9 protein-coding genes and 1 pseudogene are annotated in these 13,556 nt (G+C 62.6%); 6 read left to right on the forward strand and 4 right to left on the reverse strand.

Going from position 1 to position 13,556, the window contains the following annotated elements:
- From AC2LD7_RS21130 to AC2LD7_RS21155, 6 genes are all read left to right on the forward strand, one after another.
- The coding region (locus AC2LD7_RS21130; protein ID WP_484599599.1) for an AMP-binding protein at window positions 1-1,679 on the forward strand (1,679 nt) is incomplete at its 5' end.
- Window positions 1,680-1,755: 76 nt separating this feature from the next.
- On the forward strand, window positions 1,756-2,778 hold the full coding sequence (locus AC2LD7_RS21135; protein WP_267934376.1) for an AraC family transcriptional regulator: 1,023 nt from the start codon (window positions 1,756-1,758) through the stop codon (window positions 2,776-2,778).
- A gap of 111 nt (window positions 2,779-2,889) precedes the next feature.
- Window positions 2,890-4,524 carry an acyl-CoA synthetase gene (locus AC2LD7_RS21140; protein WP_267934375.1) on the forward strand — a complete coding sequence of 545 codons (1,635 nt, stop codon included), beginning with the start codon at window positions 2,890-2,892 and terminating at the stop codon, window positions 4,522-4,524.
- Between the two features lie 17 nt (window positions 4,525-4,541).
- Complete coding sequence (locus tag AC2LD7_RS21145; protein ID WP_267934374.1) at window positions 4,542-5,309, forward strand: 3-hydroxyacyl-CoA dehydrogenase; 768 nt, start codon at window positions 4,542-4,544, stop codon at window positions 5,307-5,309.
- A 120-nt stretch (window positions 5,310-5,429) separates the two neighbouring features.
- Window positions 5,430-6,620, forward strand: coding sequence for an acetyl-CoA C-acyltransferase (locus AC2LD7_RS21150; RefSeq protein WP_267934373.1), 1,191 nt, complete (start codon window positions 5,430-5,432; stop codon window positions 6,618-6,620).
- A 12-nt stretch (window positions 6,621-6,632) separates the two neighbouring features.
- Window positions 6,633-7,760 (forward strand): acyl-CoA dehydrogenase family protein, encoded by a 1,128-nt coding sequence (locus tag AC2LD7_RS21155; RefSeq protein WP_484599600.1) that lies wholly within the window; start codon window positions 6,633-6,635, stop codon window positions 7,758-7,760.
- Between the two features lie 750 nt (window positions 7,761-8,510).
- Here AC2LD7_RS21155 and AC2LD7_RS21160 read toward each other — a convergent pair.
- From AC2LD7_RS21160 to ercA, 4 genes and pseudogenes are all read right to left on the reverse strand, one after another.
- Complete coding sequence (locus tag AC2LD7_RS21160; protein WP_232867024.1) at window positions 8,511-8,792, reverse strand: helix-turn-helix domain-containing protein; 282 nt, start codon at window positions 8,790-8,792, stop codon at window positions 8,511-8,513.
- Window positions 8,793-9,822: 1,030 nt separating this feature from the next.
- Window positions 9,823-10,405: pseudogene (locus tag AC2LD7_RS21165) on the reverse strand (sigma 54-interacting transcriptional regulator); the annotation flags it as partial.
- 95 nt (window positions 10,406-10,500) lie between these two features.
- Window positions 10,501-12,192 carry a PAS domain-containing hybrid sensor histidine kinase/response regulator gene (locus AC2LD7_RS21170; RefSeq protein ID WP_484599601.1) on the reverse strand — a complete coding sequence of 564 codons (1,692 nt, stop codon included), beginning with the start codon at window positions 12,190-12,192 and terminating at the stop codon, window positions 10,501-10,503.
- Complete coding sequence (gene ercA / locus AC2LD7_RS21175; RefSeq protein WP_484599602.1) at window positions 12,176-13,339, reverse strand: alcohol dehydrogenase-like regulatory protein ErcA; 1,164 nt, start codon at window positions 13,337-13,339, stop codon at window positions 12,176-12,178. Before ercA ends, AC2LD7_RS21170 begins: the two co-directional genes overlap by 17 nt.
- Between the last annotated feature and the right edge of the window lie 217 nt (window positions 13,340-13,556).

The following is a 13,556-nucleotide window of genomic DNA, read 5'->3' on the forward strand; positions in this document are numbered from 1 at the left end:
CTCAGCTCAGCTACACCCGCGGCCCGCAGGACAACCCCCTGCTGGCCATGACCATAGGCGAAGCCTTCGACGCTACGGTGCGCCTGCACGCACGCAGAGAGGCGCTAGTAGTGCGCCATCAGAGTCTTCGTTACAGCTGGGGCGAACTAGCCGAGGTAGTCGAGGGCTGCGCCCGCGGCCTGCTCGCCCTCGGCCTGCTGCCGGGCGATCGGGTCGGCATCTGGGCACCGAACTGCGCCGAGTGGTGCATCGCTCAGTTCGCCATGGCGAAGGTCGGCGCGATCCTGGTCAACATCAATCCGGCCTACCGTCTTAGCGAGCTGGAGTACGTACTGAAGCAGTCCGGCTGCCGCTGGCTGATTTGTGCCGAGCAGTTCAAGAGTTCCGACTACCACGCCATGCTCGCCGAGCTGATCCCGGAGTTGGCCGATAGCCCGCCCGGTGGGCTGCATGCCACGCGGCTTGCCGACCTGCGCGGAGTGATCAGCCTGGGGCGCACGCCGACCGCCGGGATGCTCGGCTGGGCCAAGCTGCTTGGCCTGGCCGGGCAGATCTCGCGCGACGTGCTGCGTCGTCGTCAGGCCCAGTTGCAGTTCGACGACCCGATCAACATCCAGTACACCTCGGGCACTACCGGCTTTCCCAAGGGTGCGACGCTGAGCCACTACAACATCCTCAACAACGGCTACATGGTCGGCGAGAGCCTGGGCCTGAGCGAGCACGACCGCCTGGTGATCCCGGTGCCGCTGTACCACTGCTTCGGCATGGTCATGGGCAACCTCGGCTGCCTGACCCACGGCAGCACCATGATCTATCCGGGCGATGCCTTCGACCCGCTGAGCACCCTGCAGGCGGTGGCCGAGGAACGCGCCACGGTGCTTTATGGCGTGCCGACCATGTTTATCGCCGAGCTGGATCATCCGCGTCGCGCCGAGTTCGACCTGTCCAGCCTGCGCACGGGGATCATGGCCGGCGCCACCTGCCCGATCGAGGTGATGAAGCGGGTGATCGGCGAGATGCACATGGCCGAGGTGCAGATCGCCTACGGCATGACCGAGACCAGTCCGGTGTCGACCCAGACAGGCCCGACCGATGATCTCGAGCGCTGCGTCACCAGCGTCGGTCGCACCCAGCCGCACCTGGAGAGCAAGATCGTCGACGAGCAGGGCAACATGGTACCGCGCGGGCAGATCGGTGAGCTGTGCACCCGCGGCTACAGCGTGATGCTGGGTTACTGGAACAACCCCGAGGCCACCGCCGAGGCGATCGACGGGGCGCGCTGGATGCACACCGGCGACCTGGCGGTGATGGACGAGGCGGGCTACGTCAGCATCGTCGGGCGCAACAAGGACATGATCATCCGCGGTGGCGAGAACGTGTACCCGCGCGAGATCGAGGAGTTCCTGTTCGGCCACCCGGCGGTGGCCGACGTGCAGGTGGTGGGCATTCCCGATGAGCGCTACGGCGAGGAGATCGTCGCCTGGGTCAAATGCCATCCGGGGCACGAGGCCAGCGACGAGCAGTTGCGTGCGTTCTGCAAGGGGCGCATCGCCCACTTCAAGGTGCCGCGGCATTTCCTCTTCGTCGAGGCCTTCCCCATGACCGTGACCGGCAAAGTGAAGAAATTTCGCATGCGCGAGCTCAGCATCGAGCAATTGGCGCCGGCCAGGGCCGGCTGATGCTTGGCGGCGATTGTCTGCACGCTCGGCGCCTGCCACAGTGCGCGTCCAACACCTGCGGCAAGCACGGAGTCCGATGACCGCCAGCACCACCGAGAAAGGCACTATCTCTGTCCACCTAGTCGCCGAGGCGCTGCTCGAGCTGCGCCGCCGCGGCCTGCCCGACGAGCCGCTGCTGCAGCAGGCCGGCATCGCTCCGGCGCAACTGCAGCGGCCCTACGCACGGGTTTCCGCCCAGGCCTACGCGCGCCTGTGGCGGGCCATCGCCGCGGCGATGGACGACGAGTTCTTCGCCATGGATGGGCGGCGCATGAAGTCCGGCAGTTTCGCCTATATGGCCCACGCAGCGCTGAGCGAGCCGGACATCGGCAGTGCGTTGCAGAGCATGCTGCATTTTCTCGGCCTGGTGTTCGATGACCTGCAAGTGCGTCTGGAGCGCCAGGGCAGCCTGGCGCAGATCGTCCTCTACGAGGACGGCAGACCACCGTGCCGGGCCTTCGCCTGCTTTACCCTGTGGCTGATGCTGCACGGCCTGGCCTGCTGGCTGGCTGGACGGCGCATCGCCATCCTCGGCGTCGAGCTGCGCTGCTCAGCGCCGGACTATTGCGGCGACTACCGGGTGATGTTCAGCGACCACCTGCGCTTCGAGCGACCGCACAACCGCCTGTCGTTCAACGCCGACTGCCTGGCCCTGCCGGTGCGCCGTAGCGCACGCGAACTCAGGCGCTTCCTCGCCGGTGCGCCGGGCAACATCCTGGTGCGCTACCGCGACCCGCAGAGTCTGGGGGCGCGGATCAAGGCCTACCTGCGTAGCCTCAAGCCGGAACGTTGGCCGGACCTCAATGCGCTGGCCGGGCATTACTACATGGCCCCCTCGACCCTGCGGCGCAAGTTGGCTCAGGAGGGGCAGTCCTATCAGGGGCTCAAGGACCAGGTGCGCAGTGACCTGGCTATTGCTCGGCTGGACGACGGCGCGAGCAACTTCAGCGAACTGGCCTTTGACCTCGGTTTCGCCGATACCAGCGCCTTCTACAAGGCGTTCAAGAAATGGACCGGTACCACCCCGGGGCAATATCGCGCCCTGCATCACCCGGACTGAGCGGCGCTGTCCAAAACGCTCAAACCGATCGACGGCTTTCGACATTGCCGGCCGCCCCGGCTGGAGCGAGCATTCCCGGCACTCCACACAACAACAAGCCGGGAGCCCGATATGCACGATTACTCCACCGCCGCCCAGGCATTCGACCTCGACCAGGCGCTGGCCAGCGTCCTGTCCGGGCGTGCCGATGCGCTCAATGCCTGCATCGAATGCTGCGACCGGTATGCCGACAGCGGGCGCGTTGCCCTGTACTGGGAGGGGCGTGACGGTGCCAGCGCCACCTGGACCTTCGCCCAGCTGCAGCAGGCGTCGGCGCGCTTCGCCAACTTCCTGCACAGCCGCGGCGTACGTCCCGGCGACTGCGTGGCCGGCATGCTGCCACGCACCCCCGAGCTGCTGATCACCATTCTCGGCACCTGGCGCCTGGGCGCGGTGTACCAGCCGCTGTTCACCGCCTTCGGCCCCAAGGCCATCGAGCATCGCGTGAGCAGTGCCGGCACCCGCCTGGTGGTGGTGGATGCGGCCAACCGCGCCAAGCTGGACGAGGTGGTCGATGCGCCGCCACTGCTGACGCTGAACGCCGCTGCCGGCGAGGCGGACTTCTGGGCCGAGCTGGAGGGGCAGTCCGACCGCTTCGAGCCGGTGCTACGCTCGGCCTCCGACGCCTTCCTGATGATGTTCACCTCTGGCACCACTGGCCTGGCCAAGCCAGTGCCGGTACCGCTCAAGGCTATCGCCGCCTTTGTCGGCTACCTGCGTGACGCGGTCGACCTGCGCGAGGATGAGGCGTTCTGGAACCTGGCCGATCCGGGCTGGGCCTACGGTCTTTACTACGCGGTGACCGGGCCTCTGGCCATGGGCCACGCCACCACCTTCTACGAGGGTGCCTTCAGCGTCGAGAGCACCTGCCGGGTAATCCGCAAGTACGGCATCCGCAACCTGGCCGGCTCGCCTACTGCCTACCGTCTGCTGCTGGCCGCCAGGGACGAGGTCGAGTCTCAGCTCAAGGGCCAGCTGCGCGCGGTCAGCAGCGCCGGCGAGCCGCTGACCCCGGAGGTTATCCGCTGGTTCGCTGAGGGCCTCGGCTGCACCATCCACGACCACTACGGGCAGACCGAACTGGGCATGGTGCTGTGCAACCACCACGGCCTGGCCCACCCGGTGCGCCTTGGCGCCGCCGGTTATGCCGTGCCGGGCCACCGCGTGGTGGTGCTCGACGAGCAGGGCGGCGAGCTGCCGCCTGGCCAGCCCGGCGTGCTGGCGGTGGATCGGGGCCGCTCGCCGCTGTTCTGGTTTCCCGGCTACCTGGGCATGACCACCAAGGCCTTCGTCGGCGATTACTACCTGAGCGGCGACACCGTCGAGCTCAACGACGACGGCAGCATCAGCTTCGTCGGCCGTAGCGATGACGTGATCACCACCAGCGGCTACCGGGTCGGCCCGTTCGACGTGGAGAGCGCGTTGATCGAGCATCCGGCGGTGATCGAGGCGGCGGTGATCGGCAAGCCCGACCCCGAACGCACCGAGCTGGTCAAGGCCTTCGTCGTACTGCATGCGGATCGGGACGGCTGCGCCGAGCTGGCCGAGGCCCTGCAGCAGCATGTGCGCAAGCGCCTGTCGGCGCATGCCTACCCGCGCGAGGTGGAGTTCGTCACCGAGCTGCCGAAGACCCCAAGCGGCAAGATCCAGCGCTTCCTGCTGCGCAACCAGGAAGTCGCCAAGGCCCAGGCGGCCGCCAACCACTGATTCGAGGAGAACCACCGATGCATATTGCCGACTCCGTATTCCTGGTCACTGGCGCCGGCTCCGGCCTGGGTCTGGCCACTGCCCGCGAGCTGATCGGCCAGGGCGCCAGGGTCGTGCTGCTGGATATCAATGCCGAAACCGGGCACGCCGCCGCCGAGACACTGGGCGGCGGCGCTCTTTTCGTGCAGGCCGACATCTGCCGCGAAGAGGATGGCCGCGCGGCGGTTGCCGAAGCGTTGCAAGCCTTTGGCGCCGTGCACGGGCTGGTCAACTGCGCCGGTGTCGCGCCGGCCGAGAAGGTGCTCGGGCGCAGTGGCGTGCACGGCCTGGACAGCTTTCGCCGTACCATCGAAATCAATCTTATCGGCAGCTTCAACCTGCTGCGCCTGGCAGCCGAGGCCATGGCCCTGAATGCGCCCAATGCCGAGGGCGAGCGTGGGGTGATCGTCAATACCGCCTCGGTGGCGGCGTTCGACGGGCAGATCGGCCAGGCAGCCTATGCCGCCTCCAAGGGCGGGGTGGCCGCCATGACCTTACCGGCGGCGCGCGAACTGGCGCGCTCCGGTATCCGCGTGATGTGCATCGCCCCCGGCATTTTCGAGACGCCAATGATGGCCGGTATGCCGCAGGAAGTGCGCCACTCGCTGGCGACGGGCGTGCCGTTCCCGCCGCGTCTGGGCCGCCCCGAGGAGTACGCTGCGCTGGTGCGCCACATAGTCGAGAACGCCATGCTCAACGGCGAGGTGATTCGTCTCGATGGCGCGCTGCGGATGGCAGCCAAATAACGGACAGGTAGCCCGGATGCAATCCGGGACAGCGCCTCCCCGGATTGCATCCGGGCTACGGTGAACTGATCGGCCTAGCCGCGGCCCATGGCAAACCAACGATTTTCAGGAGAGACAACCATGTCCATTCCAACCGACCCGATAGTGATCGTCAGCGCCGCCCGCACCCCCATGGGCGGTTTTCTCGGCGACCTGGCCGGCCTTAGCGCCAGTGAGCTGGGCGCCGCCGCCATCCGCGCCACCCTGGAGCGCGCCGGCGTCGCCTTCGATGCCATCGATACCGTGCTGATGGGCTGCGTGCTGCAGGCCGGCCAGGGCCAGGCGCCAGCGCGCCAGGCGGCGCTCGGCGCGGGCCTGAGCCAGGCGGTGCAGTGCACCACACTGAACAAGATGTGCGGCTCGGGCATGCAGGCGCTGATGCTCGGCCACGACCAACTGCTGGCCGGCAGCGCCGAGGTGCTGGTGGCCGGCGGCATGGAGAGCATGTCCAACGCGCCGTACCTGCTACAGCGCGCCCGCGGCGGCTATCGCATGGGCCATGGCCAGGTGCTCGACCATATGTTCCTCGACGGCCTGGAAGACGCCTATGAGCGTGGCCGCCTGATGGGCACCTTCGCCGAGGATTGTGCGCAGAGCTACGGCTTTACCCGCGAGGAGCAGGACGCCTTCGCCCTGGAATCCCTGCGTCGCGCCCAGCAGGCGATGAGCGCTGGCCATTTTGCCGACGAGATCGTCGCGGTCGAGGCCCCGGTCGGGCGCGAGCGACGCCTAATCGCGGCCGACGAGCAGCCGCCGAAGGCCAAACCGGAGAAAATTCCTACACTCAAGCCCGCCTTCCGCGACGGCGGCACGGTGACTGCGGCCAACTCCAGCTCGATTTCCGATGGCGCCGCCGCCTTGTTGCTGATGCGCCAGTCCGAGGCGCAGAAGCGCGGCCTGAGCCCGCTAGCGCGCATCGTCGCGCATGCCGGCCATGCCCAGGCGCCGAGCCTGTTCACCACCGCGCCGGTGACCGCGATCCGGCGCGTGCTGGAGCGCAGCGGCTGGGGGTTGGACGACGTGGACCTGTTCGAGATCAACGAGGCCTTCGCCGTGGTGCCCATGGCGGCCATGCGCGAGCTGGGCATTGACCACGCCAAGCTCAATGTGCACGGCGGCGCCTGCGCCCTGGGGCACCCCATCGGCGCCTCCGGCGCGCGCATCCTGGTTACCCTGCTGGCGGCGTTGCAGCAACGTGATCTCAAGCGCGGCTTGGCCGCAGTGTGCATCGGCGGCGGCGAGGCCACCGCGGTGGCCATAGAGCGCATCTAGAGGAGCAGCGAGATGATTCCATCCGAACAGGACATCCAGATCCGCGACATGGCCCAGCAGTTCGCCCAGGAGCGGCTCAAGCCCTTCGCCGCCGACTGGGATCGCGAACACCTCTTCCCGGCCGAAGCCATCGCCGAGATGGGCCAGCTGGGCTTTATGGGCATGCTGGTGCCGGAGCAGTGGGGCGGCGCCGAGACCGGCCACCTGGCCTACGCCATGGCCCTGGAAGAGGTGGCGGCGGGTGATGGCGCCTGCTCCACCATCATGAGCGTGCACAACTCGGTGGGCTGCATGCCGATCCTGAAATACGGCAGCGAGGCGCAGAAACAGCGCTTTCTCCGCCCGCTGGCCGAAGGCAGCATGCTCGGCGCCTTCGCCCTGACCGAGCCGCAGGCCGGCTCCGACGCCAGCGACCTGCGCACCCGCGCCCGGCGCGACGGCGGGCACTACGTGCTGAGCGGCGCCAAGCAGTTCATCACCTCCGGCAGTCATGCCGGCATGGTCATCGTCTTCGCCGTCACCGACCCAGGCGCCGGCAAGAAGGGCATAAGCGCCTTTATCGTGCCGACCGATACGCCGGGTTTTTCCGTGGTGCGGGTGGAGGACAAGCTCGGCCAGCATGCCTCGGATACCTGCCAGATCCAGCTCGACGAAGTGCGCATCCCGGCCGAGCTGCGCCTGGGCGAGGAGGGCGAGGGCTACCGCATCGCACTGGCCAACCTGGAAGGTGGGCGCATCGGCATCGCCGCGCAAGCGGTGGGCATGGCCCGCGCCGCGTTCGAGGCGGCGCGCGACTACGCCCATGAGCGGGTCACCTTCGGCAAGCCGATCATCGAGCACCAGGCGGTGGCGTTCCGCCTGGCCGACATGGCCACCCAGATCGCCGTGGCGCGGCAGATGGTGCACCACGCCGCCTGCCTGCGCGAAGCCGGCCTGCCATGCCTGAGCGAGGCCTCGATGGCCAAGCTGTTCGCCTCGGAGATGGCCGAGCGGGTGTGCTCCGCGGCGATCCAGACCCTGGGCGGTTACGGCTACCTCAAGGACTTCCCGGTCGAGCGCATCTACCGCGACGTGCGCGTGTGCCAGATCTACGAAGGCACCAGCGACGTGCAGCGGATGGTCATCGCGCGCAGCTTCTGACGCCCTATTTTTGGTTTTCCACGGAGTCTGGGGAGGGAGCGAGTTGACAGTGAATCGCCCCTACTGTCGTAAATAGTTTCAAGCGTCAGCATTAGGGGCGGAATCTACATCAGACAAGTGTCTGCTTCTGGCCGATTCAAGGCTGTTGCAACTGGCGACTCCCGGCCTGAAGCAGTTATTCGATTGAGACGGCTGATCATTAGCGGTCACTCACTTTCTTGGTGACTAACGCGGCATTCAGCGACTTGTTCGCTGCAATGCTTTGCATTGGAAAAAGGCAAAGAGTTGGAGCCGGTAAGTCGCTTAAACGCGTAGCCAAGGTGCACGCATATCAAATCCAAATCAGGGCAGGTATGTCTGAATCGGCATCATTACCAAGGCGTACCAAGCGGGCCATAGTCTGCGAAGAAGGGAGAAGAGAGAAGGGGGGTTCCATCGCGCAGCATGCAGTCCCGTCTACGTCTGGAACGCGAATGCCGGCGTGATCTCGTGATGTGCTTGGCTGGGTTGCGGTTTTAAAATTGACGAAGCCGAGAATGAAGAGAACAACTGGGCATATCTGCCGAGTCAATGTTATTTTGATCAGGCAGCCCAAGAGTTTCCTCTCCCGGGCATTAGTATCGGTGAAGAAACTTGGTTCAAGGCGACCTCTAGTAGGTCGCCTTTTTCATTTCCTGCGCGCCAAATTTATAACGTGTGATGGAGCTAAAGCCTTGAGAGCTCCGACACCCTCATCAGTCGCCTGGCAGCTCACTCAGAGCTCCCTACTATCTCTGTACGAATACGCGCAAAGAGTTGTTCCAGTGTGAGGGTGTCATCTACTAGAAGGTAGCAACGAGCCAGGATTGTCAAAGGGTGGACGCCCATTACAGAAGCAAGTTCATGCGTTTTTTCCAGGCTAGGTCCCTTTGTGCCGGCCTCCAGCTGGCTCAAGTACGTTTGGCTGCTGACGCCCCCAAAATCCTCTTGAATGAGATTTCGAGCTTTCCTAGTGTCTCTAAGTGCCATGCCAAACGCGCGCTTCAGCTCCATCTCTTTTTCTTCCCCGTAAAAGGGATGATGAAGCAGGCTTGAACCTCAGATCACCATTAACTATTGTTAATATTTTCAAGGGGATTGCTATGTTTATGACGTACAGGCATGCAGAGCTTCTTCCGGGAGGCATTCTTGGAGATCCTCGAGTACAGCACTGGCAGTTTGTAGAGCAGGATATTCATTGTCCGTGGTTTTACGTGGAGCTAGTTCGAGACTACGGAGATGAACAAGTAGGAAGCATGCTTATGATTCCGACGGTCCCAGTACTACAGCAGGTGCTCGGGGAGCTAGGCGACCGCTTATGGTTGTCCCAAGCATTTCTGGTGTCACCAGGCCACCTTAGGGGCGAAAAGAACTGGCTGATGGAGCCTCTTACTGAGGTGTGTATCGCAGAGGATGATGTGAACAACCATCCGGGTTACGTTTACAGAGTAGAAGGTGGGAGCAGTTACAGCACACATCCAGCATGTGGCAGGGCTAAGCTTCGGACAACTGAGGTCATTTTCTCCGCAGGACACCACCTTCGAGCCTAGTCCGAGCCCCCTGCAAAACTCGAAGCAAAAATTGCCAGGCAACCTAGGCGAAGTCCTGATCCAGATCGACTGGAGAAGGCGCGAGCTTCGTTCTCGCCACAACATTATCAAGCATAACTGCAGCCTAACGCTGATAGTTCGGTGTACTCATGAGCATGTACAGACGACACCAAAGTCGTGTTGTTAAAAGCGAGAATACTGAAGAAAGAATCGATGACAGCTTCGTAGCTCCATGTTTTTTATGATTATTTTTTTAAAGAAATAATTCTTTTTTTTAAAAGATTGCGACATCAGTGAACAGGATGTCTGGTGGCTCGCCATTACAATGAACTTCGCATAATCTATATTATGTTAAATTATCTAACCGACTGGGCGGCTTTTAGTGCCCTCACGAGTACCCGGAAGTAAAGATCCGAATTATGGGAAGGAAAAATGCCAATGCAGGTTACTTGGCTTTGGTTCATTACTTCCTTTCGCATAGCCATTGGCGAACAGTCTTCTCGAAAACTGCCTTGAGCAACCAAGGCCTGCAGGTCGCGGTGACTCCGCTGATGACTCGAATGTCCAGCGGCGTCGGCGTGACAGCACCGAGCGCCATGACCCGCCGCTCCCCAATACGCGCAGTAGCCGCGCCTGCAGGGCAAGCGGCATGTTCGCAATCTCGTCGAGAAAAAGATTGCCTCTGTCTGCCTGTTGCAGCTTGACGCTCATACCCTGCTTACGAGCACCGGTAAAGCTGCCACCGCGATAACCGAACAGTTCACTTCGACCAGCGTCTCGGGGATGGCCGAACAGTTGAGCGCAACGAAAGGCTCGTTCAGGCGTGAACTGGCGCGATGTAGGGCCGCTGCGAAAGCCTCCTTGCCGGTGCATGGAAGCGCAGCAGGTAGGCACCTTCACCGCGCTGCAGAAAGAAACAAATTTCGATGAGCTTTGCCGACAGATTGCTGAGCGCTATTGTGTGGAAACGTTGTTGGTGCGACAGCTCTTCCCGAGCCGAGGAAACGTCAGCACCGCCAGCAGTTCTCCTTGCGGATCGAATACAGGGCTCGCCGAACAGATCAGCTTCGCGTGGCGCTCAGGTTGATAGATTACTCAGCCATGAACCCATTCGATCCCCGCTTCAAGGACGATGACCACAACAGAATAGGTCAATGGCGCTCAAAACTGGCTTACGCCGTTCCGAATGATTGCTCATTACGATACAGCAGGTAGCTTAGGATCGACCGCAGCTTTCCAGCTTTGACCGGTTTGTTCAGCACCGGGACACCGACGCCCTGCAGCTGACGGCGGCACTGGTCGCTGCGGTCAGCGGTAATCACCACCACCGGGATCGGCACGCCGAAATGTGCCCGCAAGGCCTGCGCCACGTCCCAGCCGGTCGCACCCTGATCCAAATGGTAGTCGGCAAGAATCAACTCGGGCGGCAACTCATTCAGAGCCACCAGCGCAGCCGCCTTGTCGGAGGCGATTAGCACCTCGCAACCCCATTGCCCAAGCAGCGCGGCCATGCTGTGAAGAATGCTCAGCTCGTTATCCAGTACCAATAATCTGCGTCCTGGCAGCGGATCGCCCAGCACCGGCATCATCAAAGGCGCTTCGCTGACTGATCGCATCGGCACCTCGGCCAGCGGCACCTCGATGCTGAATACCGAGCCGCGACCCGGCTGCGAACGAACGTGTATGCGGTAGTCGAGCATGGTGGCGATCCGGTCCACAATCGCCAGCCCCAGGCCGACGCCGGCGCGTTCAGCGGCGCGCTGAATGCCCAGTTGATTGAACTCTAGAAAGATCTCCTGCATTTGATTCGCTTCAATGCCACAGCCGGTGTCCCAAACCTCGATCCGCAAAAAATCGCCGCGTTTGCGCGCGCCCAGCAGTACTCTGCCCTTATCCGTATAGCGGCAGGCATTGCTGAGAAAATTACGCAGGATGCGCGTTAACAGCCGGAAGTCACTGCGCAACGCATATGCCGGGATGTAATGGTCGAAGTCGAGGCCTTGCGCTTCCGCCACTGATTGGAACTCAGATACCAGCGGCAACAACAGTTCATCCAGACGGTACACCTCAATATCCGGTTTGATAGCCTGTTGGTCGAGTTTTGAAATGTCCAGCAAGTCGGTGAGCAGATCTTCCGCTCCCTCCAGCGCCTGATGCGCGCGCTCGATGAGATTCTGCTCCGCGCTAGGCAAACCCCGCTCGCGCAAGGTCGAGATCAGCAGGCGCGCCGCGTTGAGCGGCTGCAACAGATCGTGGCTGGCCGCTGCCAGGTATTTGTCTTTGCTGTGATTGGCCGCCTCTGCCGCATCCCGGGCCTTGCGCAACTCTAGGGTTCGTTCCACGACACGCTGTTCGAGCTGCTCGTTGAGCTGCAACAGGCGCGACTGTGCCAGCTTGCGCTCGGTGATATCCGCAACGAAGCCCTCGACCAGACCGTCCTCGTCGGGTTTGAGCAGCAGGTTCATTATTACGTCGATCGCGCTACCGTCCTTGCGGCGCAAGCGGGTCTCATAGCCAAACAGGCCCCGTTGATCACTAAGAATGCGGCGGATGCGGTTCAGCTCTTCCTCACCGCCGACGAATAGATGATGCGATAGATCGGTTAGCCCCCAGAGCGCGTCCGAGGGGCTGTCGTAGCCGAGCATACCTGCCAATGCAGGATTGGCCGCGCGGATGCCTTCCTGCAGGCTGGCTTGAAAGATGCCATGTACCGCATGTTCGAACAGCCATTTGTAGCGATTGCGCTCGGCCTCCAGTTCTTCTAGGCGTGCAACCAGCTCTGGATAATGGCTTTTGCGTGCGGAATGCGTCCCCAGCCCAAGCAGGCCAGCGAGAGCGTCGTCCTGCTCAGAGTGCTTCGGCATATACCACTTCGACGTCGCGCTGGGTCGACGAGCGAGGATTGGTCAGGATGCAGGGGTCCTGCATGGCATGGTGGGACAGGAATGGAATATCGGAAATATTCACGCCATGCAGCCCCAGGCTTTCGTTGAAGCCGATAGCCTGCTTGAGCTGGATCAAATGGGCGACCAGGCGGTCGCGAATTTGCGTATGGGTCATGCCGCGCGTATCGATGCCGAACGTTTGCGCCACCACTTTGAAACGCTCGGGCGCAGCGCTGTAATTGAACGCCACTACATGCTCGACCAACACCGCGTTGCACAAGCCATGCGGGAGGTCGAGATAGCCGCCCAGACTGTGGGACATCGCGTGTACTGCACCCAGAATTGCATTCGAGAAGGCCAGGCCGGCTTGCATACTGCCGAGCATGATCTTCTCGCGTAGCTCGATATCTGTCGGATCGGCGATCATCTGTACCAAGTGACCGTTGATCAGGCGCATCGCTTCCAGCGCGTGCGGGTCGGTCAGTGGACCGTTGCCGGTCGAGACGAAGGCTTCTATTGCATGCACCAACGCGTCAATGCCGGTGCACGCCGAGAGGAACGGATCCATGCTGAGGGTGGTTTCCGGATCGATCAGCGAGACGTCCGGGACCGCGCCCTTGCTGACGATGGAAAACTTCATCCGCTCGTCTTGGTTGGAGATGATCACAAACTGCGAAACATCCGCAGAGGTGCCGGCCGTCGTCGGAATCAGGATCAGCGGCGGGCTCGGTACGCGCAGCGTGTCGACGCCTTCGAATTCGATGATATTTCGCCCATGAGCCACTGCAATGCCAATGCCCTTGGCGCAGTCCATCGGGCTACCGCCGCCCACGGCCACGATTACGTTGCAGCCCTCGTTGCGATACACCTCGGCGCCGAGCATGACTTCTTCGGAACGGGGATTGGCTGAGACCTGGGTAAACATATGGTAGTCGATGTCCTGGCGGGCCAGGCTCGCCTGGACATCGCCGACCCAACCGGCCGCAACCACACCTGGGTCGGATACCAGCAGCACCTTGCGTGCGCCAAAGTTCTTCGCGTAGTTGCCAGCACTGTGCCGACAACCCGCGCCAAACACGATCTCGGGGGAAACGAATTTGCGCTGCTGGCTAAGATTGGGGCTCATACAACGGCCTTTGGTTATTATTTTTGCGTCAGGCAAGCCTACTGTTTTCTACGGTCAAAGCAATCCGCAAAAGGCGTGTGCAGCCTCGAATGTAATCCGCTGCGAAGCGGGAACGCTAACAGCGTCAGACGGCGCAAGCCCCGAGCGTGCCAATACCACAACGTGGAACGCGCATCGGCCGGATCGTACTGAACCCAGAACACGCCCCCATGGCCAG

Source organism: Stutzerimonas sp., assembly GCF_982611455.1.